The following is a 24,239-nucleotide window of genomic DNA, read 5'->3' as shown; positions in this document are numbered from 1 at the left end:
GGCCGGCTCACTCCACGCCGATGAGCAGCAGGGCCCCCTGCCGGCCGCCGCGGTACACCACCGTGTCCACGGCCAGGTAGGCCTCGCGTACGTGGGTCTCCAGGTGCGTGGCGACGGTCTGCGGCGCCTCGTCGCCGACGACGAGCGTGACCAGCTCGCCGCCGGCCTGGAGCATGCGGTCCAGGACGGTCCGGGCGGTGGCGGTGACGTCCGCACCGATCACCGCCACGTCGCCGTCGATCAGGCCGAGCACGTCCCCGGCCTGGCAGATGCCGGCCGTCGTCCACGACTCGTGCTCGGCGACCACGACCTCGGCGTACCGGGTGGCGCCCGCCGCCGAGGTCATCTGGACGACGTCCTCGTCGAACCGGCGCTCCGGCTCGTGCACCGCGAGCGCGGCGATGCCCTGGACCGCCGAACGGGTCGGGATCAGGGCCACCCGGATGCCCTCGGTGCGGGCCTGCTCGGCCGCGGCGGCGGCCGTGTGGCGCAGCTCGGCGTCGTTGGGCAGCAGGACGACCTCGCGCGCGTGGGCGCGCCGTACCGCCTGCACCAGCTCCCCGCTGGCGGGCGGCTCACCGGGGCGCGCGAGGACGGCGGTCGCGCCGGCCTCGGTGTACAGCCCGGCCAGGCCCTCACCGGGTACGACGGCGACGACCGCGCGCTGGGCCCGCTCGCGCGGCGGACGCTCCCGGCCGGTGTGCACGTCGCCGAGCCCGAAGTGGGTGATCCGGATCCGGTACGGCCGCCCGGCCTCCACGCCGGCCTCCACGGCGGCGCCGGCGTCGTCGACGTGTACATGGACGTTCCACAGGCCGTCGCCGCCGACCACGACCAGGGAGTCCCCGAGGGCGTCGAGCCGCGCGCGCAGCCGGGTCACGGCCGTGTCGTCGGCCTCCAGCAGGTAGATCACCTCGAACGCGGGCCCGTCGGCGCCGGCCGCGTCGGCGCACGGGCCGCCCTCGGGAGCGCACTCCCGGATCGCCTCCACGCGCGCGTGCGCGTCGGAAACGGCCCCCGGGGGCCGCGGGACCTCGCGCAGCGGGGTCTCCCGCACCGCCTCCCCCGTGAACGCCTCCACCAGCGCGCCCAGCACCGCCACCAGCCCGCGTCCGCCCGCGTCGACCACGCCGGCCCGCTCCAGCACGGCCAGCTGGCCCGGGGTCGCCGCCAGGGCCGCCCGCGCGCCCTCGTAGGCGGCCCGCGCGACCGTCCCGCAGTCGCCCTCGGCTCCCTCGGCGGCGTCGGCGGCGGCCGAGGCGACCGTCAGCACCGTGCCCTCGACGGGGTGGGCCACGGCCTGCCGGGCGGAGTCGGCGGCCCGGCGCAGGGCCAGCCGCAGCGCCGGGCCGTCGGTGTGAGAGGCCTCACCGGCCTCCGCGAGGACCTGCGCCATCCCGCGCAGCAGTTGCGCGAGGATCGTCCCGGAGTTGCCCCGGGCCCCGATGAGCGCCCCGTGGGCCATGGCCCGTACCGCGTCCGCCAGGGCGGGCTCGGCGCAGCCGGTCTCGTACCCGGCGAACACCGCCTCCACGGCCGTCGCCGCGGACTCCAGGGTCAGGTAGAGATTGGTGCCGGTGTCGCCGTCGGCCACCGGATAGACGTTGATCGCGTCGATCTCCTCACGGGCCCGGCCCAGTGCCCGGAGGGCCAGACCGCACCAGGTGCGCACCGCGAGAGCATCGAAGAATGTCTGCGGCACCTGCGCCACCTGCGCCTCCCTGAGCTGGCTGGACGTGGGACGCAGCGTAGACCCCGGACCGGTGGGTTCCGGAAGAGGGCGGGAGCGGGGCCCTGACCTGCCATGGTAGTTTCGCTGTACGGACGCAGTCGTTGTATGCTGCTCCGGTTGCCCGATCCTGATCGGGCCATTCCCCCTGGCAACGCCACTCAGATCTCAGGTCCTGGGATCTCGATCCCGGCATGCCGGGATTAACCGTAAGTGCATCTGAAGTCTTTGGAGTGACCCGTGGCTGCCAACTGCGACGTCTGCGGCAAGGGGCCGGGCTTCGGCAACAACATCTCGCACTCGCACCGCCGTACGTCCCGCCGCTGGAACCCGAACATCCAGCGTGTGCGTACCGTGGTCGGCGGGACGCCGAAGCGCGTGAACGCTTGCACCTCGTGCATCAAGGCCGGCAAGGTCTCGCGCTGACGCTCCAGTGAGCGCGCGGCCACTGCCTGGTTCGCTGCACTGAGCCGGTCCACCTCCGGGTGGGCCGGCTTTTTGCCGTACCCATGAGCGGTTCCGGACTGCCAGACTTTACGGAATGCGCTTCGGCATCCTGGGCCCCACAGAGATCCACACCGGCGACGGCACCCCCGTCGACCCCGGCGGCCCCCGGCCCCGCGCCCTGCTCACCCTGCTGCTGCTCGACGCCGGCCGCCCGGTCCCCGTGGAGCGCCTCCTGGACGGCCTGTACGGCGCCGAGCCGCCCGCCGGGGCCCTGGGCGCCCTCCAGTCGCAGATCTCCCGCCTGCGCCGGCGGCTCGCGCCGCACACCGGCGTCGACGCCGTCCCCGCCGGCTACGCCCTCGCCGTCGACCCGGACACCGTCGACGCCCACCGCTTCACCCGGCTGGCCGCCGAGGGCCGTACCGCGCTCACGGCCGGCGACCACCCGCGCGCGGCGGCCCTCCTGCGCGACGCCCTGGCGCTGTGGCGCGGTCCTGCACTGCCCGACCTGCCGGACGCGCACGCCGACCGGGCCCGGCTGGACGAGCTGCGGCTGGCCGTCGTACAGGACCGGATCGAGGCCGAGCTGAGCACCGGGGGCGGGCCGGAGCTGGTGCCGGAGCTGCGGGCGCTGCTCCGGGGGCAGCCGCTGGACGAGCGGCTGTACGGGCAGCTGATGCGGGCCCTGCACGCGGCCGGCCGGCCCGCCGAGGCGCTGGCCGTGTTCGAGGAGGCCCGGCGCACGCTCGCCGACCAGCTGGGCGCCGATCCGTCGCCCGAGCTGTCCGCGCTGCACCTCCGGCTGCTCCGGGACGGCACCGGGGCCCCGGCCCGGCCCCGGCTCCCGGCCCAGCTCACCCGGTTCGTGGGCCGCGAGGCGGAGCTGGCCCGGATCGACCGGGCGCTGGCCGGGTCCCGGCTGGTGACGCTGACCGGTCCCGGGGGCGTCGGCAAGACCCGGCTCGCGCTGGAGGCGGCCCGTGCCCGCACCGGCGCCGGCGTCTGTCTGGTCGAGCTGGCGCCGCTCGCCGACGGCGCCCGGATCCCGTACGCGGTGCTGGCGGCGCTCGGGGTGCGGGACGGCTTCCGCAGCCCGGCCACGGACGCCCTGGACCGGCTGCTGGCCGCGCTGGCGGACCGTGAGGTGCTGCTGGTGCTCGACAACTGCGAGCACCTCGTCGAGGCGGCCGCGCGGACGGCCGCGCTGCTCCTGGGTGCCTGTCCCGGGGTCCGGGTGCTGGCGACCAGCCGGGAGTCGCTGGGCATCACCGGCGAGGTGCTGGTGCCGGTGCCGCCGCTGCCCGAGGAGCCGGCCGTACGGCTGCTGCTGGACCGGGCGCGCGCGGTACGGCCCGATTTCGACGGCCACGCGCGCGTGCCGGAGATCTGCCGGGCCCTGGACGGACTCCCGCTGGCGATCGAGCTGGCCGCGGCCCGGCTGCGCACCCTCTCCGTGGACGAGTTGGCGGGGCGGCTGCACGACCGGTTCCGGGTGCTCACGCGCGGGGACCGGGCCAAGGCGCCCCGGCACCGCACCCTGCGCGCGGTGGTCGAGTGGAGCTGGGAGCTGCTGGATGCCGGGGAACGGGACCTGGCGAGCAGGCTGACCGTCTTCGCGGGCGGCGCCACGCTCGACGCCGTCGCGGCCGTGTGCGGGGTGCCGTACCCGGAGGACCCGCTGGCGTCCCTGGTGGAGAAGTCCTTCCTGGAGATCTCCGACGGCCGCTACCGCATGCTGGAGACCATCCGCGCCTTCGCCGCCGAGGCCCTCACCAGCCCCCGGGAGCTACGGGCCGCCCACGCCGCGTACTTCCTGCGGCTGGCAGAGGAGGCGGAGCCCCTGTTGCGCGGGGGCGACCAGCTGCCCTGGCTGGAGCGGCTGGCCGCCGAGCAGGAGAACCTGGACGCGGCCCTGCGGTATCTGACGGAGACCGCGCCCGGGGACGCGCTGCGGCTGACGGCCGCGCTGACCTGGTTCCGGCGGCTGCGCGGCCTGCACGGCGACCGGGTGTCCGGCGCGCGGGCACTGCTCGCGGCGGCCGGCGCGGAGCCGCCTCCCGGGCTGGCCGAGGAGTACGCGCTGTGCGTGATGAACGCCGTCTCCGGGCGGGGCGACGACCCGGAGGACGCCGGGCTGATCGCGCGCGCGGGCGCCCTCATGGCCTGCCTGGACGGGCCGCTGCGGCTGCCGTTCACCGTGATCCTGTGGTCCCTCACGGGCGGCCCCCGGCTGAGCGTGGACGAGGGCGTGCGCGTGCAGCTGGGCCGGGAGCCGTGGGGCCTGGCCCTGCTGGACATGGGCCTCGCCTACCAGTCGCTGTTCGCGGGGCGGGCCGCCGACGCGGAGGCGGGCTTCACGCGCGCGTGGAAGGGTTTCCAGGGGACGGGCGACCGCTGGGGCATGGCCAACTGCCTCGATCCCCTGGGCGGGTTCGCGTACGGCCGGGGTGAGTACGCGCGGGCGCTGGCCCTGCTGGACGAGGGCCTGGTCCACGTCCGCGAGCTGGACGCGCCGGAGGAGACCGCCGACCTGCTGCGCACGCGGGCGGTGGTGCTGCTGGCCCAGGGGACGGCGGAGGAGGCCGCCGCGCACTTCACGCGCTCCGGCGAGCTGGCCCGTACCGCCGGGGCGAGTGACAAGGTGGCCGGTGCGCTGCGCGGCCTCGGGGACACGGCCCGGCTGGCCGGGGACACGGCACGCGCGCGCGTGCACTACGAGAACGCCCTGGAGGCCTGCGCGGCCACCTGGTTCAGCGTCGGCGAGACGGTACGGATCCTCATCGGGCTGGGCCGTACGGCCGCCGCCGAGGGCGACCTGGACGCCGCCCGGGACTGGCTCGCCCAGGCCCGTGCGCAGGCCCTGGAGTCGCGCGACGCGCTCCTGCTCGCCGATCTCGCCGACGCCCTCGCGGCCCTCGCCACGCGCCCGGAGCGGGCGGCCGAACTCCTCGGCGCCGCCGCGGGCCTGCGCGGCACGCCCCGGCCCGGGGACCCGGACGTCGCCCGGGCGACGCGGCACACGCGCGCGTGCCTGTCCCCGCAGGCCTACGCCACCGCCTACGAACAGGGCCGCGGCCTGCGGTCGGCGGCGGTCAGCGAACGGTAGGCGCACGGTAAGCGGGGCCCGGGACAGTGGCCGGCATGACGAAGACACACCACCTCGGCCACCTGTCCGTCCTGATCTCCGGCGCCAGCGTCGCCGGCCCCGCCCTCGCCCTGAACCTGGCCCGCCACGGCGCCCGGGTCACGGTCGTCGAGAAGGCGCCCGCGCTGCGCGCCGGCGGCTTCGCCGTCGACTTCCGGGGGCACGTGCACCGTAGGGTGCTCACCGCGATGGGCATCTGGGACGAGGTCCACGCCCACCAGACCCACATGGGCCGGCAGAGCGTCGTCGCCGCCGACGGCACCCCGCGCGTGGACCTGCCCGCGGAGATGATGAGCGGCGATGTGGAGATCTTCCGCGGCGACCTGGCGCGGATCATGTACGAGCGCACGAAGGACTCGGTGGAGTACGTCTTCGGCGACTCCGTCACGGCCCTGACCGACACCCTGCGGGGCGTCGAGGTCGCCTTCGAGCGGGGCGCGCCCCGCCGCTTCGACCTCGTCGTCGGCGCCGACGGCCTGCACTCGAACACCCGCCGCCTGGTCTTCGGTGACGAGTCCCGCCACCTGCGCTTCCTCGACCACTACGTGGCCGGCTTCAGCCTCCCCAACCACCTGGGCCTGAACCGCACCGGCCGCCTCTACAGCGAGCCCGGCCGCTGTGTCGGCCTCAACAACTACGACGGCGATCCGGAGCGGGCCGGCGCGCTGCTGGTGTTCCGGTCCGGGCGGCTGGCGTACGACCGCCGGGACGTCGCGGCGCAGAAGCGGATCCTCACCGAACGGTTCGCCGGGATGGGCTGGGAGACGCCGGCCGTGCTCAAGGGCCTCGCGGAGGCGGACGACCTGTACTTCGACGCCATCGCGCAGATCCACATCGACCGTCTCGTCGAGGGCCGGGTGGTGCTGCTCGGGGACGCCGGGTACGGGGCGACGATGGGCGGCATGGGGACGGGCGTGGCGATCGTCGGCGCCCATGTCCTCGCCGGCGAGCTGGCGCTGGCGGGCGGCGATCACCGGGTCGCGCTGGCCGCCTACGAGAGCCGGATCCGGGACTTCGCCAAGGGCTGCCAGAAGATCTCCGGGAACGCGGGGCCGTTCTTCGCCCCGCCCACCGAGCGGCGCATCCGCAGCCGGGACCGGATGTACCGGCTGCTCGGCTCGCGGCCGCTGGCCGGGTTCTTCAAGCGGCTGACGGAGAAGGCGGCGACCGCCATCGAGCTGCCGCAGTACCCCGCCTGAACCCTCAGCGGGTGTCCCGCCCGAGCGCCCACCCGTGGTCCACGGGTCCGATCCCGGCGCCGAGCGCGAACCCGGCGGCGATCGCCCCGGTGACGTACTCCTTGGCCGCGGCGACCGCCTCCGGCACGGACCGCCCGCGCGCCAGGCCGCAGGCGATCGCGGAGGCGAGGGTGCAGCCGGTGCCGTGGGTGTGCCGGTTGTCGTGGCGGGGCGCCCGCAGCAGGTGTTCCTCGGAGCCGTCGGTGAGCAGGTCCACGGCGTCGCCCGCTAGGTGCCCGCCCTTGATCAGCACCCAGCGCGGCCCGAACTCCAGCACGGCCGCGGCGGCCGGTCGCAGATCGTCCTCGGACCGGACGCGGACGCCGGTGAGTTGGGCCACCTCGTCGAGGTTGGGGGTGGCCACGGTCGCCACCGGCAGCAGTTCCGTCCGTACGGCGTCCAGGGCGGAGGCGGCCAGCAGCGGGTCGCCGTGCTTGGAGACGCCGACCGGGTCCACGACGGCCGGCGCGTCCGTGCCGGAGATCAACTCGGCGACCGCCTCGACCAGTTCGGCGGAGGCCAGCATGCCGGTCTTCACGGCCTGGACGCCGATGTCGTCCACGACACTGCGGTACTGGGCCCGGACCGCTTCCACCGGCAGCTCCCAGGCGCCCTGGACGCCCGTGGAGTTCTGCGCGGTCACCGCGGTGAGCACGCTCATGCCGTGCACGCCGAGCGCGAGCATGGTCTTCAGGTCGGCCTGGATGCCGGCGCCACCGCCGGAGTCCGACCCGGCCACCGTGAGAACCCGCGGGATCACGACTCGATGTCCCCGAAGTGGTCCCAGCCGCCCTTGCTGGTCCAGGGCGCCCCGTCGACGGTCACCTGGGGCAGCGCGGAGGGGTTGAGGACCTCGCCGATGACCTTCCAGCGGGCCGGCAGCTTGACGTCCGGCGGGAAGGTCGCCACGATCGCGTGGTCCTCTCCCCCGGTCAGCACCCACTGCAGCGGGTCCACGCCGACGGCCTGCCCGATGTCGTGCATCTGCGTCGGGATGTCGATGGCGCCGGACCGGATGTCGATGCGGACCTTGCTGGCCTCGGCGATGTGCCCGAGGTCGGCGATCAGGCCGTCGCTGACGTCGCACATCGCGGTGGCGCCGAGCGCGGCGGCGGCCGGACCCGCGTGGTACGGCGGCTCGGGGCGCCGGTGGGCCTCCACAAAGGCGCGCGGCGAGCGGAAACCGCGGACGAGCACCGCGTACCCGGCCGCGGACCAGCCGAGCCAGCCGGTGACGGCCACCAGGTCGCCGGGCTGGGCACCCGCGCGCGTGACGGGCTCCTGGTTGCGCAGATCACCGAGCGCGGTGATCGACACCATGATCGTGTCGCCGCGTACGACGTCCCCGCCGACCACGGAGGCGCCCGCGACCTGGCACTCGTCGCGCAGGCCGTCCATCAGCTCGGTCGGCCAGGTCACCGGCAGCTCGGCCGGGACGACCAGGCCCAGCAGCAGGGCGGTCGGTACGGCGCCCATCGCGGCGATGTCGGCGAGGTTCTGCGCGGCGGCCTTGCGGCCGACGTCGTAGGCCGTGGACCAGTCGCGGCGGAAGTGCCGGCCCTCCAGCAGGATGTCGGTGCTCGCCACCACCCGGCGGTCGGGGGCGGCGACCACCGCGGCGTCGTCGCCGGGGCCGACCCGGACCGCCGGGGTGGTGGTGAGACGGGAGGTCAGCTCCCTGATGAGCCCGAACTCACCTAGCTCACCCACTGTGCCCTTCATTGCCTCAAGCCCCTTCTGTGCCGTGCCCTGCCCGGTCGCGCGTCCCCAGTGTCCCCGATACGGTCGAGGTGACCGTCAACTCCTGTCGTGCCTGCACCCTGGCGCGCAAGCCCGGTTCCCGCAGGTCTCCCCGCGGGGAGCGGCGACGCGATACCGTGGCGTTCCTTTTCCCCACATGATCCTCGTGGCCGCCCTGGAGGTTCCGTGGTACAGGCGTACATCCTGATCCAGACGGAGGTCGGCAAGGCGTCGACCGTCGCCGAGACGATTGTCAAGATTCCTGGAGTCCTCCAGGCCGAGGACGTGACGGGTCCGTACGACGTCATCGTGCGGGCCCAGGCCGACACGGTCGACGAACTCGGTCGCATGGTGGTCGCCAAGGTCCAGCAGGTGGACGGCATCACGCGCACCCTGACCTGTCCGGTCGTGCATCTGTAGCCCCCGTCTACGCTTGGCCGGTGAACATCTTCCGTCACCGGCCTCTCGGTCTGCTCGCGCCGGCCCTGCTCGTCGTGGTCGCGGGCTGCTCCACGGCAGACGACAGCGACACCGTGGCAGTTCCCACCCCCGACGCGAAGACCGCCCCGCTCTGCCGGGATCTGGACAAGGTGCTGCCGCGAAAGGTGGACGGCGAGAGCCGCCAGGACCCCGAGCCCCGGTCCGCCTACACGGCGGCCTGGGGAAGCCCGGCGATCATACTGCGCTGCGGCATCGTCCGGCCGCCGAAGATGGTGGATCCCAAGGTGGCCCTGGGCGACGACCCGAACGCGGTCGGTGGCGGGGTCAACGGGGTGGAGTGGCTGATGGAGAAGGAGGACGACGGGACGTGGCGGTTCACCACGTCCGGCCGTCGTGCGTATGTCCAGGTGACGCTGCCGAAGAAGCTGTCCGGGTCGGACGACAGCGCCCAGGTGCTGATGGACCTGGCGCCGGCCGTCAAGGAGGCGATCCCCGAGGGGCTCGCCTCCATGCGGCACTGACCCGCCGCGGACTCAGCGCAGTCCGGTGGAGCGGCGCAGCGCCGCCTGCACCAGGCGGTCGACCAGCTCGGGGTAGCTGATCCCGCTCGCCTGCCACATCTGCGGGTACATCGAGATCGGCGTGAACCCGGGCATGGTGTTGATCTCGTTGATCACGAACTCGCCGTCCTCGGTGAGGAAGAAGTCCGCGCGGACCAGGCCCTCGCAGGAGGCCGCCTCGAACGCCTCGACCGCGAGCCCCTGCACCTCGGCGGTCTGCTCGGGGGTGAGCGGGGCCGGGACGATGCCGGGCGTGGAGTCGATGTACTTGGCCTCGAAGTCGTAGTACGCGTGCGCGTCCGGCGGCGGGATCTCGGCCGGGACGGAGGCGCGCGGGCCGTCCTCGAACTCCAGGACGCCGCACTCGATCTCGCGGCCCCGCAGGGCCGCCTCGATGAGGATCTTCGGGTCGTGGGACTGCGCCTCGGCGATCGCCTCGTCCAGGCCGGACAGGTCGTCGACCTTGGTGATGCCGATGGAGGAACCCGCGCGCGCGGGCTTCACGAACAGCGGCCAGCCGTGCTCACCGGCGAAGTCGATGATCCGCTTGCGGGCGGCGGACTCGTCCTGCGCCCACTCGCGGGGCCGGATCACCAGGTACGGGCCGACCTTGAGCCCGAAGGAGGTGAACACCCGCTTCATGTACTCCTTGTCCTGGCCGACGGCCGAGGCGAGCACGCCCGAGCCGACGTACGGCACCCCGGACAGCTCCAGCAGGCCCTGCAGGGTGCCGTCCTCGCCGTAGGGGCCGTGGAGCACCGGGAAGACCACGTCGACCTCGCCGAGCGCCTTGGGCACGGAGCCGGGCTCGCTGTAGACGACCTCGCGGTTCGCGGGGTCGACGGGGAGCACCACGCCGCCCTCGTGCGACTCCGCCAGCTCGGCCACGCTGGGGGTACGGCGGTCGGTGATGGCCATCCGCTCCGGCTCGTCGGCCGTCAGCGCCCAGCGGCCGTCCGAGGTGATGCCGATCGGCAGGACGTCGTACTTCGTCCGGTCGATGGCCTTGAGGACGGCGCCGGCCGTGACCACGGAGATCCCGTGTTCGGAGCTGCGCCCGCCGAACACGACGGCCACGCGCGGCTTGCGCGACGGCTGCTCAGGGCTCTGGGGAAGGTTCTCGGTGCTCATATCGCGTTGAGAGTACCTGTAGGCAGCGGCCAAGTCAGCGCGCGCTCCCGGGCGGTCGCTCAGCGTCGCGCGGACGGTCGCACAGCGTCGCACGACAGCCCCGGGAGGGACCGCCCGGGCCGCTCTCAGCGGCGTTCGGGCTTGGCGCTGCGCGCCATCAGCTCCTTGAGCGCGGCGACCGGTGACTTGCCCTCGTGGACGATGCTGACGACCGTCTCGGTGATGGGCATGTCGACGCCGTGCCGGCGGGCCAGATCCAGCACGGACTCGCAGGACTTGACGCCCTCGGCGGTCTGCCGGGTGACCGCGATGGTCTCCTCCAGGGTCATGCCCTTGCCGAGGTTGGTGCCGAAGGTGTGGTTCCGGGACAGCGGCGAGGAGCAGGTGGCCACCAGGTCGCCCAGGCCCGCGAGTCCGGAGAAGGTCAGCGGGTCGGCGCCCATCGCGAGGCCGAGCCGGGTGGTCTCGGCGAGGCCGCGGGTGATGAGCGAGCCCTTGGCGTTGTCACCGAGTCCCATGCCGTCGGCGATGCCGACCGCGAGCCCGATGACGTTCTTGACCGCGCCGGCGAGTTCGCAGCCGACCACGTCGGTGTTGGTGTACGGCCGGAAGTACGGCGTGTGGCAGGCGGCCTGGAGCCGCTGGGCGACGCGCTCGTCGGTGCAGGCCACGACGGCGAGGGCGGGCATGCGGGCGGCGATCTCGCGGGCCAGGTTGGGCCCGGTGACGACCGCGATCCGGTCGGCGCCGACCTTGGCGACGTCCTCGATGACCTCGCTCATCCGCATGGTGGAGCCGAGTTCGACGCCCTTCATCAGGGAGACCAGGACGGTGTCCGGGGCGAGCAGCGGGGACCACTCGGCGAGGTTGGCGCGCATGGTCTGGGAGGGGATCGCGAGCACGGTGAAGTCCGCGTCCCTGAGGGCCTCGGCCGCGTCGGCGGTGGCGCGCAGGTTCTCCGGGAGTTCGACGCCGGGCAGGTAGTCGGGGTTGGTCCGGGTGGAGTTGACCGCCTCGGCCAGCTCCGCGCGGCGGGCCCACAGGGTCACGTCGCAGCCGGCGTCGGCGAGGACCATGCCGAAGGCGGTGCCCCACGAACCGGTGCCCATGACGGCCGCCCGCACAGGCTTGCTCACTTGCTCTGCCCTTCCACTTGCCTGGCCTGCGCCTGGGTGCGGCGCCGCTGTTCGATCCGCTCACGGCGCGGGTCGTACGGCGTCTCGGGCGCCTTCTCGCCGCGGATCTGCTCCAGCTGGCGGGTGATGGCCGCCATGATGACCTCGGTGGCCTCCTTCAGCACCTCCGGGGTCATCTCCTTGTCGTAGAAACGGGAGAGGTCCACCGGCGGGCCCGCCAGCACGTGGTGCGTCTTGCGCGGGAAGAGGCTGGGCTTCCTGGCGTACGGCGGCAGCAGTTCGTTGGCGCCCCACTGGGCGACCGGGATGACCGGGCACTTGGTCTGCAGGGCGACCCGGGCGGCGCCGGTCTTGCCGGTCATGGGCCAGCCGTTCGGGTCGCGGGTGAGGGTGCCCTCGGGGTAGAAGGCCACGCACTCGCCGCGCTCGACGGCGTCGATGGCGGCCCGGAAGGCGCTCAGGGCGTCCGTGGACTCGCGGTAGACGGGGATCTGTCCGGTGCCGCGCATGGCGGCGCCGACGAATCCCTTCTTGAAAAGCCCGCTCTTCGCCAGGAATCGCGGGACCCGCCCGGTGTTGTACTGATAGTGCGCGTATGCGAAGGGGTCCAGGTGGGAATTGTGGTTCACCGCGGTGATAAATCCGCCCTCGGCCGGAATGTGCTCCATTCCTCGCCAGTCCCGCTTGATCAGAACCACCAGCGGCGGTTTGCAGATCACCGCGGCAAAGCGGTACCAGAAGCCGATTCTGCGGCGGGACACAAGGACACCTTCCTCTAGGACTGCCACCCCGGCGGGGGCCGCACAAGTCTGGCCCCGGGCCGCCGATCTGTCGAGAACACCGTACGCCCCGCTCCCCGCGGCACCCGATGGCCCGGGGACAATGTGCGGGACAAGAGAGGGACGGTACGCCGGTGCAGTGGACCTTGGTCATCCCCCTGAAGCCCCTGACACGGGCCAAGAGCAGGCTCGCCGACACCGCCGACGACGGGGTGCGCCCGGCGCTGGCGCTGGCGTTCGCGCAGGACACGGTGGCCGCGGCGGTGGCCTGCCCGGCGGTGTCGGATGTGGCGGTCGTCACGGACGACGAGCTGGCCGGCCGGGAGCTGGCGGCGCTGGGCGCGCGGATCGTCCCGGACGCCCCCCGCAGCGGCCTGAACGCCGCCCTGGCGCACGGCGCGGCCGTCGTACGGGAAATACGCCCCGGAACTCCGGTCGCGGCCCTGAACGCCGATCTGCCGGCCCTGCGTCCGGCGGAACTGTCCCGGGTGCTGGCCGCCGCCGCGGAATTCCCCCGGGCATTTCTTGCGGATGCGGCCGGGGTGGGCACGACTTTACTGGCGGCGGCCGGTGACCGCGCGTTGCGTCCGGCGTTCGGTGTGGATTCCCGCATGCGGCACCGGGCGTCGGGCGCCGATGAACTCGCGCTGGCGCAAGTCGATTCCGTTCGGCAGGACGTGGACACCGGGCAGGACTTGCGGGCGGCGCTCGCCCTGGGCGTGGGCCCCTACACGGCGGCGGTTGCGGGGGCCTTGGCGGCGGGCGCCCGGCCGGCCCCTACGGGCCCGCGTCCGGCGGTGCCGAGCGGCCCCGGCGGCCGGCGGCCGAAGCCACTACGCTGACGGCCATGCAAGCCACCGCGTTCACCTACGACCCGGAGACCCGCAGCGGACAGGTGCTCCTCGACGACGGCACCCCGGTGCCGTTCGACCGCGCCGCGTTCGACGCCGGAGACCTCCGGCTGCTGCGTCCCGGGCAGCGCGTGCGGATCGAGACGGAGGGCGAGGGGGACGCCCTGCGGATCACCCTCGTAACCCTTCAAACCCTCTAAGCGCCCTTACACACACCGCGGGCCGGGCTCCCCTGGGGAGCCCGGCCCGGCGCGTGAATGCCCTGGCGGTCCTACGACGTCGCCTTGCGGGCGGTGGTCTTCTTGGCGGTGGTCTTGCGGGCCGTCGACTTCTTCGCCGGGGCCTTCTTGGCGGTCACCTTCTTCGCCGGGGCCTTCTTCGCCGTGGTCTTCTTCGCGGCGGTCTTCGTCGCGGCGGTCTTGGCGGTCGCCGTGGTGGTCTTCTTGGCGGCGGGCGCCTTCTTCGCCGTGGTCTTCTTGGCGGCGGCCGTGGTCTTCTTCGCGGGCGCCGCCTTCTTCGCGGCCGTGGTCTTCTTGGCCGCACCGGCCGTCTTCTTCGCGGCGGCCTTCTTGCCTGCAGCCTTGGCGATGGTGGGCGGCGGGCCGGACAGGCTGCCCTTGGGCGCCTTCTTCACGGCGACCTCGCCACCGCGCGGCAGCTTCTTCGAGCCGCTCACCAGGTCCTTGAAGCCCTGACCGGCGCGGAATCGCGGCACGGAGGTCTTCTTGACCCGAACCCGCTCGCCCGTCTGAGGGTTGCGGGCGTAGCGGGCGGGGCGGTCCACCTTCTCGAAGGACCCGAAGCCGGTGACCGAGACCCGCTCGCCCGCGACGACCGCGCGGACGATGGCGTCCAGGACATGATCGACAGCGTCGGCGGCCTGCTGGCGGCCACCCACCTTGTCGGCAATCGCTTCTACGAGCTGCGCCTTGTTCACGTCTTCCCCTTCGGAGACTTCGCCAGAACCAAAGTGTTCAAGCTTTTTCGCACGTTAGGCAGATATATACCGCAAATCAAACACGAAACGGGCTTATCACCCTTGTGCCGCAACGGACTCGGTCGTCCCGGACGGTTCAGCGGTCCCCTTCTGGGATGCGACCCGCGTCGAGGTCCGCCGTGAACCGATCGAGCCGCCTTGCCGCGTCGGCGAGATCGTGCTTGGCCGCGGCCGTAATGACCAGCAGCTTCCGGGTCAGCGCCATCCGTACGCCCTCCGGGACTTGCAGTGCGCGCACCCTTGCGTGCGCTTCCTTGAGCTGGTTCGCGACCGCCGTATAGAGCTGGAGTTGGCCGTCGTGTTCCATGCACAGATTGTGCCATCTGGGGCGAGTTGTCGCCTGCGCAGGGGGCAACTGCCGCCTCAAATGGCCTTCCAGGCACTTGCGGTGGACGCGAACACAGCACTCACGTACCCGGACAACAGCCTTCCTAACATGGGCAGTTGAGCTGAGCTGGGCAGAGCCGCAGGGCCGTTCGGGTGCAGACATGGCTGTACCCCCGATCGTGGCGATCGGGGGTACAGAGGGGGCGTTGAGGTGGCCGAAATACGACCCGGTCAGGGGGCCCGGATCAGACCTGGAGCGTCCGCGGCTTGTAGGCGGGGCGCTTCGCCTCGTACGCGGCGATGTCGGCCTCGTTCTGGAGCGTGATGGAGATGTCGTCCAGGCCGTTCAGCAGCCGCCAGCGGGAGTTCTCGTCCAGCTCGAAGGGGGCGGTGATGCCCGCGGCGCGGACCTCACGCGCCTCAAGGTCCACAGTGACCTCAGTAGTGGGGTCCTGCTCGGTCAGCTCCCACAGCGCGTCCACGATCTTCTGGTCCAGCACGACCGTGAGCAGGCCGTTCTTCAGCGAGTTGCCGCGGAAGATGTCGGCGAAGCGCGAGGAGATCACGGCCTTGAAGCCGTAGTTCTGCAGCGCCCAGACGGCGTGCTCGCGGGAGGAGCCGGTGCCGAAGTCGGGGCCGGCGACCAGGACGGTCGCGCCCTGCCGCTCAGGGCGGTTGAGGACGAACTCCGGGTCCTTGCGCCAGGCCTCGAACAGCCCGTCCTCGAAACCGTCCCGGGTGACCTTCTTGAGCCAGTGAGCAGGGATGATCTGGTCGGTGTCGACGTTGCTGCGGCGCAGCGGGACGGCCCGGCCGGTGTGGGTGGTGAAGGCTTCCATGATTCTCAGACTCCAGCGGGCGTGCGGTCGTCGGTCAGATCGGCCGGGGAGGCCAGGTGGCCCAGGACGGCGGTGGCCGCCGCGACCTGCGGCGACACCAGGTGCGTACGACCGCCCTTGCCCTGCCGGCCCTCGAAGTTGCGGTTGGAGGTCGAGGCGGAGCGCTCGCCCGGGGCCAGCTGGTCGGGGTTCATGCCGAGGCACATCGAGCAGCCCGCGTGCCGCCATTCGGCGCCGGCCTCCTTGAAGACCACGTCCAGGCCCTCGGAGACGGCCTGCAGACCCACGCGCGCGGAGCCCGGGACGACCAGCATCCGTACGCCGTCGGCGACTTTGCGGCCCCGCAGCAGGTCCGCGGCGGCGCGCAGGTCCTCGATGCGGCCGTTGGTGCAGGAGCCTACGAAGACGGTGTCCACCTTGATGGACCGCAGCGGCTGGCCGGCCTCCAACCCCATGTATTCCAGGGCCTTTTCGGCGGCGAGCCGCTCCGAAGCGTCTTCGTACGAAGCCGGGTCGGGGACGTTCGCCGAAAGCGGCGCGCCCTGGCCGGGGTTGGTGCCCCAGGTGACGAAGGGCGACAGCTCGGCGGCGTTGATGACGACCTCGGCGTCGAAGACGGCGTCCTCGTCGGTCTTCAGCGTCTTCCAGTACGCGACCGCGGCGTCCCAGTCGGCGCCCTCGGGGGCGTGCGGGCGGCCCTTGAGGTACGCGAAGGTGGTCTCGTCGGGGGCGATCATGCCCGCGCGGGCGCCGGCCTCGATCGACATGTTGCAGATGGTCATCCGGGCCTCCATCGAGAGCTTCTCGATGGCGGAGCCGCGGTACTCCAGGATGTAGCCCTGGCCGCCGCCGGTACCGATCCTGGCGATGATCGCCAGGATCAGGTCCTTGGCGGTGACGCCCTCGGGCAGCTCGCCCTCGACCGTGATCGCCATGGTCTTCGGGCGGGCCAGCGGCAGCGTCTGGGTGGCCAGCACGTGCTCGACCTGAGAGGTGCCGATGCCGAACGCCAGCGCGCCGAAAGCGCCGTGCGTGGAGGTGTGCGAGTCACCGCAGACGACGGTGGTGCCGGGCTGGGTCAGACCCAGCTGCGGGCCGACGACGTGCACGACGCCCTGCTCGACGTCGCCGAGCGGGTGCAGCCGCACGCCGAACTCGGCGCAGTTCTTGCGCAGGGTCTCCAGCTGGGCCCGGGAGACCGGGTCGGCGATGGGCTTGTCGATGTCGAGGGTGGGGGTGTTGTGGTCCTCGGTGGCGATGGTGAGGTCGAGGCGACGCACCGTCCGGCCGCTCTTGCGCAGGCCGTCGAAGGCCTGGGGGCTGGTCACCTCGTGCAGCAGGTGCAGATCGATGTAGAGGAGGTCGGGCTCGCCCTCGGCGCGCCGGACGACGTGGTCGTCCCAGACCTTCTCCGCGAGTGTCCTACCCATCGCTTTCCCTCCGGCCGGCAAGCGTCCACCGACCCAACTAGAGATCTTGAAGAGCGGTGGCTGCCCTTCTTGGGGGCCCCTGAAAGTCGTGATTCCGGGCGTCCACCGCCAGGCCCCTTGGTCTGCGGGCCGCTGTGTGATTCCAGGGTGGCGCGTTCCACGGAAAATTGAACTTGCGTTTCACAGAGTGAGACGTGAGTATCGTTGCATGGACAACAGTAGCGGCGTCGGCGTTCTGGACAAGGCGGCCCTCGTCCTGAGCGCTCTGGAGTCCGGTCCGGCCACCCTCGCGGGTCTGGTCGGCGCCACCGGACTGGCACGACCCACGGCTCACCGCCTGGCCGTGGCCCTGGAACACCACCGCATGGTGGCACGCGACATGCAGGGCCGTTTCATTCTCGGCCCGCGCCTCGCGGAGCTTGCCGCGGCGGCGGGCGAGGACCGCCTGCTCGCGACGGCGGGCCCCGTGCTCACCCACCTCCGTGATGTCACCGGCGAGAGCGCGCAGCTCTACCGTCGCCAGGGTGACATGCGGATCTGTGTGGCCGCGGCGGAACGCCTGTCCGGCCTGCGGGACACCGTCCCGGTCGGTTCCACGCTCACGATGAAGGCCGGCTCCTCGGCGCAGATCCTGCTCGCCTGGGAGGAGCCCGAGCGCCTGCACCGGGGCCTGCAGGGCGCCCGCTTCACGGCGACGGCCCTGTCGGGCGTACGGCGGCGCGGCTGGGCCCAGTCCATCGGCGAGCGCGAGCCGGGCGTCGCGTCCGTCTCCGCGCCCGTACGCGGCCCCTCCAACCGCGTGGTGGCCGCGGTCTCCGTCTCGGGCCCCATCGAGCGCCTGACCCGCCACCCGGGCCGCATGCACGCCCAGGCGGTCATCGACGCGGCAGCCCGCCTCTCGGAGGCCCTGCGCCGCTCTGGCTGAGCACAGGGGACCCGCTCCGCTCGGGAAGCGGCTGCCCCAACGCCGCGGCAGCTTCTTCCCGACACAAGCGGATGAACCTCAGGCGCGCGGGACTGACCCGATACGCGGCTCCGCCACGTGAACCCCACCCGGTAGGCGAACCGGCCCTTCGCACACCGCCCACGCGCCGCGGCGGCTTCTCCCCCGGCGGGAGCGGATCGGCCCAGGGGCGCGGGCCCGTGTGGGCGCGATCAGTCGTGGACGGCCCGCACGCGCCCTCCCCGGCGCCCCCACGGCGACTAGGCGCGCGCATCACCGCCCGACCGGTAGGCGAAGCGGTCCTTCGCGTACCGCCCGCGCGCGGCGACCGGTACCTGACCGTGCGCGGCGGCCAGCCCGAACGCCGGCATGTCCCCGTAGATCGACTCGTACGAGCCCTCCGGCACGACGTACGACTCGTGCCATATCCCGACCTGCCCGCGGAGCTTCCCGGCCCGCTCCTTGCGGTTGAGCTGCGCCCAGACCTTGTGGTGGAAGGCGTCGGGCGCGGTCGCGTAGGCGTACAGCTTGTCCTTGGACTCCCAGTACTGCACGACGTAGTACGTACGCGGTGACGCCGTCAGCAGCACCTTGGCGCGCAGCCCGCGCGCGGGGTCGTTCTCCAGTTCCCGCAGCATGCGCAGCATCGCGAGCATCACCGGCAGCCACAGGTGAACGGCCCGGAAGCGGTTGATGCGCATGCCGATCAGCAGGACGACGACGTCGCCCTTCGCGTCGGCGGTGGTACGGGACACCATGACTTCCCCCTCGTCGGTGAGCGGCACTATCCAACGGCCGATGCTTGGATAGTGGCGGTATCCAAGGAGGAGCGCAAGACATGCGGCTTGCCGAGCTGAGCGGACGCAGCGGTGTGGCCACCGCGACGATCAAGTACTACCTGCGCGAAGGCCTGTTGCCGCCGGGCCGCCAGATCAACACGACGACGGCGGAGTACGGTGACGAGCATCTGCGCCGGCTGCGGCTGGTGCGCGCGATGATCCAGGTCGGCGGGCTCCCGGTGGCCACGGTCCGGGAGGTGCTGCGGAACGTCGACGACGAGTCCCTGGGCCGCACGATCCGGCTGGGCGCGGCCCTGTGGGCGCTGCCGCAGGTGCCGGAGCCCGACGAGGACGACGAGTACGTCCGGGCCGCGCGCCGGGAGGCGGACCAGCTGCTGGAGAGGCTGGGCTGGTCGAACGCGAGGCTGCTGACGACGATCTCCCCCGCGTACCGGTCCCTGGTGGTGGCGGTGGCCGCGTTCCGCCGGCTCGGCTACGACTGGGGCAGCGAACTGCTCGTCTCCTATGCCGAGTTGATGCACGAGACGGCGAAGCTCGATCTCGACTTCGTGGAGACCCGTCCGTCGGAGGCGGAGAAGGTGGAGACGGCGGTGCTCGGCGCGGTGCTGACCGAGCCGATCCTGCAGGCCCTGCGCCGGCTGGCCCAGGAGGAGGAGTCGGCCCGGCGGTACGGCTTCGAGTAGCGCCCGGCACGACGAAGGCCCCCCACCGAAGTGGAGGGCCTTCCCTGTGCGTACCCCCGACCGGATTCGAACCGGCGCTACCGCCTTGAGAGGGCGGCGTGCTAGGCCGCTACACAACGGGGGCGTGGACTCTGCGTTTCCGCAGGTCCGAGCTGGTCTACCTGGACTCGAACCAAGACTAACTGAACCAGAATCAGTCGTGCTGCCAATTACACCATAGACCAATGATGGTTTAGACCAGTCAGTACCCCCGACCGGATTCGAACCGGCGCTACCGCCTTGAGAGGGCGGCGTGCTAGGCCGCTACACAACGGGGGCCCTAGCGATCCCGACAAGATCGAGATCAGTACCCCCGACCGGATTCGAACCGGCGCTACTGCCTTGAGAGGGCAGCGTGCTAGGCCGCTACACAACGGGGGCTTTGCAGATAAGCTCTGCGAGCTGGCCTACCTGGACTCGAACCAAGACTAACTGAACCAGAATCAGTCGTGCTGCCAATTACACCATAGGCCACTGGAACTCAAGCCCCCTACGGGGTTCTCGTTCTAGTCTGCGCTTCGGGGCTCCGGCCTTCCGGCCCGCTCCCCTCGGCGCAGGAAGAACATTACCCGAAGGTGGACGGGGCTCCAAAACGGGTATCCGCGCGGACGAGCGCCGGGAGTTCGGCGAGGGTGGAGATCCGGCGGCAGACGACCTCCCCGACGGCCTGTACGACGCCCGTCCCGCGGTCGATCCACACCGACAGCAGTCCGGCCTCGGCGGCGCCCCGCCCGTCGATCTCGGGGTGGTCGCCGACGTACGCCACCTCGTGCGGCGACAGCCCCAGCGCCTCGCAGGACGCCAGGAAGGCGCCCGGATCCGGCTTGGAGACGCCCAGCTCGGCGGCGCACAGCACGGACTCGAAGCGGTCGAGCAGACCGAGGGTGCGCAGCTTGTGCTCCTGGACGGCGATGCTGGAGTTGGACAGCACCGCGTGCCGGTGGCTGACGGCCAGCGCCTCCAGGGCGGGCAGGACGTCCGGGAAGATGCTCCAGGCGGCCTCGTAGTGCCCCACGTACCGCTGGAACCAGGCGTCGGCCTCGGCGTCGGTCATGTCCGTGCCGAGGAACACGCGCACGCGGTCGCGCCGCTGGTCCTGGAAGGAGCACTCCCCCGCCGCGTACCGCGCCCACTGCCGCTCGGTGATCTCCCGCCACCGCACCAGGGCCTGCTCCGGGCTGTCGTACCCGACGAGCAGCCCCTCGGCCACCAGGTGCGCCCGCATGCCCTCACGGTCCGCGGTCGTGTAGTCGAACAGGGTGTCGTCCACGTCCCAGACCACGGCTCGGATCGTCATGGAACCGACGGTACCGCCGGACCGGCCGGCTCGTGGGCGGACTCGGGGTCCGGGACCACGAAGAAGTCCGTCACGAAGCAGGTGATCTCACCCGCGGCCGAGCGGCCCGTCCAGGTGGGATAGACGCCGTCGCCCCAGCCCGAGGTGAACGCGGCCAGGGTGTGGCCGCCGGTGGTGGACGTGACCAGGTGCGGCCCCGGCGACCAGTCGCTGTGCTCGAACGCGTCCCACAGCGGCCCTTCCTCCTCCTCGGTCTCCGGGAACGCCTCCTCGGCCGAGGCGTCGTAGAAGCAGCCGGTGCCGGCGTCGACGCCGTACCCGAAGAACTCGTCGTCCGCGAGTTCGGCGAGGTCCTGGCCGGGGCGCAGGGCCAGTTCCCAGGTGACGGCCGGCTCGTCCCGGATGACGAGGCGGGCGGCGGCCACGCGCCGGTGGGGGCGGTCGGACGGGGGCTCGCCGGGCCGGGTGAGGGTCGCGACGGCCGCGTCGACGCGGTAGCGGCCGGGCGCGACGGTGGCCGTGAAGGGCTCGATGTCGCCGCTGCCGAGGTGGACGAACGGGTCGCAGGCGACGACCCGGCCGGTGGGCAGGTCCAGCTCGCCGCCGTCGGCCGGGTGGAGCACGCCCTGGGTCCCGGTCTCGAAGCTGAACGTGCTGCCCGGGGTGAACAGCCAGGTGTAGTCCCGCGGACTCATCGGCATGGCGGCGCCCTTCTCGATCTCGCTCGCTGTGTGAGCCGGAACACTAGTGCGACCCACTGACATGCCGGAGGGGCGGCAGCCGGTACGGCCACCGCCCCTCGGGGACGCGCGCGCCTATGCCGTCAGCCTGGCCAGCGCCGCGTCGACGCGGGCCAGCGTCTTCTCCTTGCCCAGGACCTCCAGGGACTCGAAGAGCGGCAGGCCGACCGTGCGGCCGGTGACGGCCACCCGGACCGGGGCCTGGGCCTTGCCGAGCTTGAGGCCGTGGGCCTCGCCGGCGGCCAGGACGGCCTCCTTGAGGGACTCGGGGGAGGTCCAGTCGGCCGACTCCAGCTTCTCGCGGGCCGTGCGGAGCAGGGCGTCGGAGCCCTCCTTCATCGCCTTGGTCCACGAGGCCTCGTCGAAGACCGGCTCCGGCAGGAAGAGGAAGTCGACGTTGTCGGTGATCTCCGACAGGACCTTCAGGCGGGTCTGGGCGTGCGGGGCGATCGCCTGCCACTTCGACTCGTCGAAGTCCTCCGGCGCCCAGGGGGCGAACGGGGCCTTCAGCCAGGGACGGCAGCGCTCGGTGAACTCCTTCACATCCAGCATGCGGATGTGGTCGGCGTTGATCGCCTCGCACTTCTTCAGGTCGAAGCGTGCCGGGTTGGGGTTCACGTCGGAGATGTCGAAGGCCGCGACCATCTCCTCGATCGTGAAGATGTCCTGGTCCGCCGAGAGCGACCAGCCCAGCAGGGACAGGTAGTTGAGCAGGCCCTCGGGCAGGAAGCCCTGCTCGCGGTAGAGGTTGAGGGAGGACTGCGGGTCGCGCTTGGACAGCTTCTTGTTGCCCTCGCCCATGACGTACGGCAGGTGGCCGAAGGCCGGGATCTGCCGGGCGATGCCCAGTTCCATGAGCGCCTTGTAGAGGGCGACCTGGCGCGGGGTGGAGGAGAGCAGGTCCTCGCCGCGCAGCACGTGGGTGATCTCCATCAGCGCGTCGTCGACCGGGTTCACCAGCGTGTACAGCGGGGCGCCGTTCGCGCGGACGATGCCGTAGTCGGGCACGTTCTCCGGCGTGAAGGTCAGCTCGCCGCGGACCAGGTCGGTGAAGGTGATCGTCTCGTCGGGCATCCGGAAGCGGACGATCGGGGTGCGGCCCTGGGCCTGGTACTCCTCGACCTGCTCGGCGCTCAGGTCGCGGCAGTGGCCGTCGTAGCCGGACGGCTTGCCGGCGGCGCGGGCGGCCTCGCGGCGGGTGTCCAGCTCCTCCTGGGAGCAGTAGCAGTGGTAGGCGTGGCCGGCGTCCAGCAGCTTCCGGGCGACGTCGGCGTAGATGTCCATGCGCTGCGACTGGCGGTACGGCGCGTGCGGGCCGCCGACCTCGGGGCCCTCGTCCCAGTCGAAGCCGAGCCAGCGCATGGCGTCGAGCAGCTGGTTGTACGACTCCTCCGAGTCGCGGGCCGCGTCGGTGTCCTCGATGCGGAAGACCAGGGTGCCCTGGTGGTGCCGGGCGAACGCCCAGTTGAACAGGGCGGTGCGGACCAGGCCCACGTGGGGGTTACCGGTGGGCGAGGGGCAGAAACGGACGCGTACGGGGGAGCCGGGTGCGCTAGCCACGCTTGACAACCTTGTTGGTGAGAGTGCCGATGCCTTCGATGGTGACGGCGACCTCGTCGCCGACGTGCAGGGGGCCGACCCCCGCGGGGGTGCCGGTGAGGATGACGTCGCCGGGCAGCAGCGTCATGGCCTCGGAGATGTTGACGATCAGGTCCTCGACGGAGTGGATCATCTCGCTCGTGCGTCCCAGCTGGCGCTGTTCGCCGTTGACGGTGAGCTGGACGGTGAGGTCGTTCGCGCGGGCGAGGTCGATGTCCGTCTCCACCCAGGGGCCGAGCGGGCAGGAGGTGTCGAAGCCCTTGGCCCGGGCCCACTGCTTCTCGCGCTTCTGCACATCGCGGGCGGTGACGTCGTTGGCGCAGGTGTAGCCGAAGATCACGTCCTTGACGCGGTCGCGCGGGACCTCGCGGCACATGCGGCCGATGACGACGGCCAGCTCGGCCTCGTGGTGAAGCTCCTCGGTGAAGGAGGGGTACTGGATGTCGTCGCCGGGGCCGATCACCGAGGTGGACGGCTTGAAGAAGGCGAAGGGCGTGTCCGGCACCTCGTTGCCCAGCTCGCGCGCGTGCTCGCCGTAGTTGCGGCCGAAGGCCACGACCTTGTTGGGGAGCACCGGCGGCAGCAGCCTGACCTTGCCGAGCGGCACCTTCGTACCGGACAGCTCGTAGTCCGCGAACGGGATGCCCTTGATGATGTCGAGGACGAGCTCGTCCTGCTTGTCGCCCTCGACCGCGCCGAAGGCTACGTTCCCGTCGATGGAGAACCTGGCGATGCGCACGGGATCCTGCGCCCCTCACTGAGAACCGGCGTACTGACGCCTCAGGTTAACGGAGCTATGCGAAGTTGTTCGCTTCTGGGGGCTTCGGCGCAGGTCAGAGGCGGGTCACCGGAGCGTGTGGGCCGCCGTGCGAAAAACGGCCGGGAGAAGACACGAGCGCGGCCGGGGGGACACGTGATCCCTTGGCCGCGCTCGGTGGGACTGCCGGCGCCGTTCCGGGCCGGGTGGAGCCGTCGGTTACTCGCCGGCCGGGGCGCCCGCGCCGACCGGGACGTCCATGAGGACGGTGCGGCGGGGGTTGGCCGTCTGGGCGGGGAGGTCGACGGAGTGCTCCGGCAGCTCGGGCGTGTGCAGCTCGCCGGCGTCCGTCAGGTGCGCCAGGGTCGTGCGTCGCGGGTTGGCTATCGTGCGGAACATCATCGTCGTCTTCACCGTTGTCGTCCTGTGCCCTCTGGTCGGGTGGGTTGGCAGAGTCGTCCTTCTTGTAAAGCGCCAGGCTAAACATCCGATTCCCCGACGAAGACGCCAACTCCCCCTGATGTTCATGTGAGTTTGCTCACGACCTCACGGGCAAATCGGTCAATTCCGACTGGCAACTCGCCTCAACGA

The 24,239-nt window shown here is 72.1% G+C and carries 25 protein-coding genes and 5 tRNA genes; 9 read left to right on the top strand and 21 right to left on the bottom strand.

The window, feature by feature from the left end; genetic code table 11:
- Positions 1 to 7: 7 nt before the first annotated feature.
- Positions 8 to 1,711 carry a DAK2 domain-containing protein gene (locus ACIP4Y_RS29970; RefSeq protein WP_401398820.1) on the bottom strand — a complete coding sequence of 568 codons (1,704 nt, stop codon included), beginning with the start codon at positions 1,709 to 1,711 and terminating at the stop codon, positions 8 to 10.
- 258 nt (positions 1,712 to 1,969) lie between these two features.
- On the opposite strand from ACIP4Y_RS29970, the gene rpmB reads away from it, so the two are divergent.
- The 3 genes from rpmB to ACIP4Y_RS29955 all read left to right on the top strand — a co-directional run bounded on the left by rpmB (position 1,970) and on the right by ACIP4Y_RS29955 (position 6,520).
- Entirely contained in the window at positions 1,970 to 2,155 is a 186-nt protein-coding gene (gene rpmB, locus ACIP4Y_RS29965) for a 50S ribosomal protein L28 (RefSeq protein ID WP_003993230.1), read from the top strand.
- Positions 2,156 to 2,270: 115 nt separating this feature from the next.
- A complete protein-coding gene (locus ACIP4Y_RS29960; RefSeq protein ID WP_401398819.1) occupies positions 2,271 to 5,282 on the top strand; it encodes an ATP-binding protein in 3,012 nt (1,003 codons plus the stop codon).
- Between the two features lie 35 nt (positions 5,283 to 5,317).
- Positions 5,318 to 6,520, top strand: coding sequence for an FAD-dependent monooxygenase (locus ACIP4Y_RS29955; RefSeq protein WP_401398818.1), 1,203 nt, complete (start codon positions 5,318 to 5,320; stop codon positions 6,518 to 6,520).
- A gap of 4 nt (positions 6,521 to 6,524) precedes the next feature.
- On the opposite strand, the gene thiD is transcribed toward ACIP4Y_RS29955, so the two are convergent.
- Entirely contained in the window at positions 6,525 to 7,319 is a 795-nt protein-coding gene (gene thiD / locus ACIP4Y_RS29950) for a bifunctional hydroxymethylpyrimidine kinase/phosphomethylpyrimidine kinase (protein WP_401398817.1), read from the bottom strand.
- Positions 7,316 to 8,281 carry a thiamine-phosphate kinase gene (locus ACIP4Y_RS29945; RefSeq protein ID WP_358636294.1) on the bottom strand — a complete coding sequence of 322 codons (966 nt, stop codon included), beginning with the start codon at positions 8,279 to 8,281 and terminating at the stop codon, positions 7,316 to 7,318. Before ACIP4Y_RS29945 ends, thiD begins: the two co-directional genes overlap by 4 nt.
- A gap of 204 nt (positions 8,282 to 8,485) precedes the next feature.
- On the opposite strand from ACIP4Y_RS29945, the gene ACIP4Y_RS29940 reads away from it, so the two are divergent.
- Positions 8,486 to 8,719: an Lrp/AsnC ligand binding domain-containing protein gene (locus ACIP4Y_RS29940; protein WP_358636292.1), complete on the top strand. Its 234-nt coding sequence runs from the start codon at positions 8,486 to 8,488 to the stop codon at positions 8,717 to 8,719.
- A 20-nt stretch (positions 8,720 to 8,739) separates the two neighbouring features.
- Positions 8,740 to 9,261, top strand: a complete 522-nt coding sequence (locus ACIP4Y_RS29935) for a DUF3515 domain-containing protein (protein WP_401398816.1) — start codon at positions 8,740 to 8,742, stop codon at positions 9,259 to 9,261.
- 12 nt (positions 9,262 to 9,273) lie between these two features.
- Here the strand turns inward: ACIP4Y_RS29935 and ACIP4Y_RS29930 are convergent, their stop codons facing one another.
- The 3 genes from ACIP4Y_RS29930 to ACIP4Y_RS29920 form a co-directional block, all read right to left on the bottom strand.
- The gene (locus ACIP4Y_RS29930) at positions 9,274 to 10,431 is read right to left on the bottom strand and encodes a D-alanine--D-alanine ligase family protein (protein ID WP_358636288.1); all 1,158 of its coding nucleotides are present in this window, start codon (positions 10,429 to 10,431) and stop codon (positions 9,274 to 9,276) included.
- A gap of 125 nt (positions 10,432 to 10,556) precedes the next feature.
- On the bottom strand, positions 10,557 to 11,567 hold the full coding sequence (locus ACIP4Y_RS29925; RefSeq protein ID WP_401398815.1) for an NAD(P)H-dependent glycerol-3-phosphate dehydrogenase: 1,011 nt from the start codon (positions 11,565 to 11,567) through the stop codon (positions 10,557 to 10,559).
- Positions 11,564 to 12,328: a lysophospholipid acyltransferase family protein gene (locus ACIP4Y_RS29920; protein ID WP_358636283.1), complete on the bottom strand. Its 765-nt coding sequence runs from the start codon at positions 12,326 to 12,328 to the stop codon at positions 11,564 to 11,566. Before ACIP4Y_RS29920 ends, ACIP4Y_RS29925 begins: the two co-directional genes overlap by 4 nt.
- Positions 12,329 to 12,480: 152 nt before the next feature.
- On the opposite strand from ACIP4Y_RS29920, the gene cofC reads away from it, so the two are divergent.
- Positions 12,481 to 13,188, top strand: coding sequence for a 2-phospho-L-lactate guanylyltransferase (gene cofC, locus ACIP4Y_RS29915; protein WP_401398814.1), 708 nt, complete (start codon positions 12,481 to 12,483; stop codon positions 13,186 to 13,188).
- 5 nt (positions 13,189 to 13,193) lie between these two features.
- Complete coding sequence (locus ACIP4Y_RS29910; RefSeq protein ID WP_358636279.1) at positions 13,194 to 13,397, top strand: hypothetical protein; 204 nt, start codon at positions 13,194 to 13,196, stop codon at positions 13,395 to 13,397.
- Between the two features lie 71 nt (positions 13,398 to 13,468).
- Here the strand turns inward: ACIP4Y_RS29910 and ACIP4Y_RS29905 are convergent, their stop codons facing one another.
- The 4 genes from ACIP4Y_RS29905 to leuC all read right to left on the bottom strand — a co-directional run bounded on the left by ACIP4Y_RS29905 (position 13,469) and on the right by leuC (position 16,790).
- On the bottom strand, positions 13,469 to 14,134 hold the full coding sequence (locus ACIP4Y_RS29905) for an HU family DNA-binding protein (RefSeq protein WP_401398813.1): 666 nt from the start codon (positions 14,132 to 14,134) through the stop codon (positions 13,469 to 13,471).
- Positions 14,135 to 14,270: 136 nt separating this feature from the next.
- The gene (locus ACIP4Y_RS29900; protein ID WP_059252798.1) at positions 14,271 to 14,501 is read right to left on the bottom strand and encodes a hypothetical protein; all 231 of its coding nucleotides are present in this window, start codon (positions 14,499 to 14,501) and stop codon (positions 14,271 to 14,273) included.
- Between the two features lie 265 nt (positions 14,502 to 14,766).
- Positions 14,767 to 15,360, bottom strand: coding sequence for a 3-isopropylmalate dehydratase small subunit (gene leuD / locus ACIP4Y_RS29895; RefSeq protein ID WP_401398812.1), 594 nt, complete (start codon positions 15,358 to 15,360; stop codon positions 14,767 to 14,769).
- Positions 15,361 to 15,365: 5 nt separating this feature from the next.
- The gene (leuC, locus tag ACIP4Y_RS29890) at positions 15,366 to 16,790 is read right to left on the bottom strand and encodes a 3-isopropylmalate dehydratase large subunit (protein WP_358636272.1); all 1,425 of its coding nucleotides are present in this window, start codon (positions 16,788 to 16,790) and stop codon (positions 15,366 to 15,368) included.
- 208 nt (positions 16,791 to 16,998) lie between these two features.
- On the opposite strand from leuC, the gene ndgR reads away from it, so the two are divergent.
- On the top strand, positions 16,999 to 17,715 hold the full coding sequence (gene ndgR / locus ACIP4Y_RS29885; RefSeq protein ID WP_023546516.1) for an IclR family transcriptional regulator NdgR: 717 nt from the start codon (positions 16,999 to 17,001) through the stop codon (positions 17,713 to 17,715).
- Between the two features lie 278 nt (positions 17,716 to 17,993).
- Here the strand turns inward: ndgR and ACIP4Y_RS29880 are convergent, their stop codons facing one another.
- Positions 17,994 to 18,491 carry a DUF4188 domain-containing protein gene (locus tag ACIP4Y_RS29880; protein ID WP_401398811.1) on the bottom strand — a complete coding sequence of 166 codons (498 nt, stop codon included), beginning with the start codon at positions 18,489 to 18,491 and terminating at the stop codon, positions 17,994 to 17,996.
- An 80-nt stretch (positions 18,492 to 18,571) separates the two neighbouring features.
- On the opposite strand from ACIP4Y_RS29880, the gene ACIP4Y_RS29875 reads away from it, so the two are divergent.
- Positions 18,572 to 19,216: a MerR family transcriptional regulator gene (locus ACIP4Y_RS29875; RefSeq protein WP_358636268.1), complete on the top strand. Its 645-nt coding sequence runs from the start codon at positions 18,572 to 18,574 to the stop codon at positions 19,214 to 19,216.
- 51 nt (positions 19,217 to 19,267) lie between these two features.
- Here the strand turns inward: ACIP4Y_RS29875 and ACIP4Y_RS29870 are convergent.
- From ACIP4Y_RS29870 to ACIP4Y_RS29825, 10 genes are all read right to left on the bottom strand, one after another.
- Positions 19,268 to 19,340, bottom strand: a tRNA-Glu gene (locus ACIP4Y_RS29870).
- Between the two features lie 28 nt (positions 19,341 to 19,368).
- Positions 19,369 to 19,440: transfer RNA gene (locus tag ACIP4Y_RS29865), tRNA-Gln, on the bottom strand.
- A gap of 21 nt (positions 19,441 to 19,461) precedes the next feature.
- Positions 19,462 to 19,534: transfer RNA gene (locus tag ACIP4Y_RS29860), tRNA-Glu, on the bottom strand.
- A 29-nt stretch (positions 19,535 to 19,563) separates the two neighbouring features.
- Positions 19,564 to 19,636: transfer RNA gene (locus ACIP4Y_RS29855), tRNA-Glu, on the bottom strand.
- A 21-nt stretch (positions 19,637 to 19,657) separates the two neighbouring features.
- Positions 19,658 to 19,729 (bottom strand) — tRNA-Gln (locus tag ACIP4Y_RS29850).
- 91 nt (positions 19,730 to 19,820) lie between these two features.
- The gene (locus tag ACIP4Y_RS29845) at positions 19,821 to 20,552 is read right to left on the bottom strand and encodes an HAD family hydrolase (RefSeq protein WP_358636266.1); all 732 of its coding nucleotides are present in this window, start codon (positions 20,550 to 20,552) and stop codon (positions 19,821 to 19,823) included.
- Entirely contained in the window at positions 20,549 to 21,253 is a 705-nt protein-coding gene (locus ACIP4Y_RS29840) for a DUF4241 domain-containing protein (protein WP_401398810.1), read from the bottom strand. The genes ACIP4Y_RS29845 and ACIP4Y_RS29840 overlap by 4 nt, the downstream gene beginning before the upstream one ends.
- Before the next feature lie 114 nt (positions 21,254 to 21,367).
- Complete coding sequence (gltX, locus tag ACIP4Y_RS29835; RefSeq protein WP_401398809.1) at positions 21,368 to 22,852, bottom strand: glutamate--tRNA ligase; 1,485 nt, start codon at positions 22,850 to 22,852, stop codon at positions 21,368 to 21,370.
- Positions 22,845 to 23,630 carry a fumarylacetoacetate hydrolase family protein gene (locus ACIP4Y_RS29830; protein WP_401398808.1) on the bottom strand — a complete coding sequence of 262 codons (786 nt, stop codon included), beginning with the start codon at positions 23,628 to 23,630 and terminating at the stop codon, positions 22,845 to 22,847. The genes gltX and ACIP4Y_RS29830 overlap by 8 nt, the downstream gene beginning before the upstream one ends.
- A gap of 237 nt (positions 23,631 to 23,867) precedes the next feature.
- A complete protein-coding gene (locus ACIP4Y_RS29825) occupies positions 23,868 to 24,062 on the bottom strand; it encodes a hypothetical protein (RefSeq protein ID WP_401398807.1) in 195 nt (64 codons plus the stop codon).
- Positions 24,063 to 24,239: the final 177 nt, after the last annotated feature.

Source organism: Streptomyces sp. NPDC088810 (assembly GCF_044750305.1).
Lineage (GTDB): Bacteria > Actinomycetota > Actinomycetes > Streptomycetales > Streptomycetaceae > Streptomyces.
Note: the sequence above shows the minus strand (reverse complement) of the source record. Positions and strands in the feature narration are given on the sequence as shown.

Coding starts and splice junctions, on each gene's coding strand:
- ACIP4Y_RS29910 (WP_358636279.1), top strand. CDS start 13,194: ATGCAAGCCACCGCGTTCACCTACGACCCGGAGACCCGCAGCGGACAG.
- leuD (WP_401398812.1), bottom strand. CDS start 15,360: ATGGAAGCCTTCACCACCCACACCGGCCGGGCCGTCCCGCTGCGCCGC.
- leuC (WP_358636272.1), bottom strand. CDS start 16,790: ATGGGTAGGACACTCGCGGAGAAGGTCTGGGACGACCACGTCGTCCGG.
- ACIP4Y_RS29840 (WP_401398810.1), bottom strand. CDS start 21,253: ATGCCGATGAGTCCGCGGGACTACACCTGGCTGTTCACCCCGGGCAGC.
- ACIP4Y_RS29880 (WP_401398811.1), bottom strand. CDS start 18,491: ATGGTGTCCCGTACCACCGCCGACGCGAAGGGCGACGTCGTCGTCCTG.
- ACIP4Y_RS29955 (WP_401398818.1), top strand. CDS start 5,318: ATGACGAAGACACACCACCTCGGCCACCTGTCCGTCCTGATCTCCGGC.
- ndgR (WP_023546516.1), top strand. CDS start 16,999: ATGGACAACAGTAGCGGCGTCGGCGTTCTGGACAAGGCGGCCCTCGTC.
- ACIP4Y_RS29930 (WP_358636288.1), bottom strand. CDS start 10,431: ATGAGCACCGAGAACCTTCCCCAGAGCCCTGAGCAGCCGTCGCGCAAG.
- ACIP4Y_RS29900 (WP_059252798.1), bottom strand. CDS start 14,501: ATGGAACACGACGGCCAACTCCAGCTCTATACGGCGGTCGCGAACCAG.
- ACIP4Y_RS29845 (WP_358636266.1), bottom strand. CDS start 20,552: ATGACGATCCGAGCCGTGGTCTGGGACGTGGACGACACCCTGTTCGAC.
- ACIP4Y_RS29875 (WP_358636268.1), top strand. CDS start 18,572: ATGCGGCTTGCCGAGCTGAGCGGACGCAGCGGTGTGGCCACCGCGACG.
- ACIP4Y_RS29945 (WP_358636294.1), bottom strand. CDS start 8,281: ATGAAGGGCACAGTGGGTGAGCTAGGTGAGTTCGGGCTCATCAGGGAG.
- ACIP4Y_RS29960 (WP_401398819.1), top strand. CDS start 2,271: ATGCGCTTCGGCATCCTGGGCCCCACAGAGATCCACACCGGCGACGGC.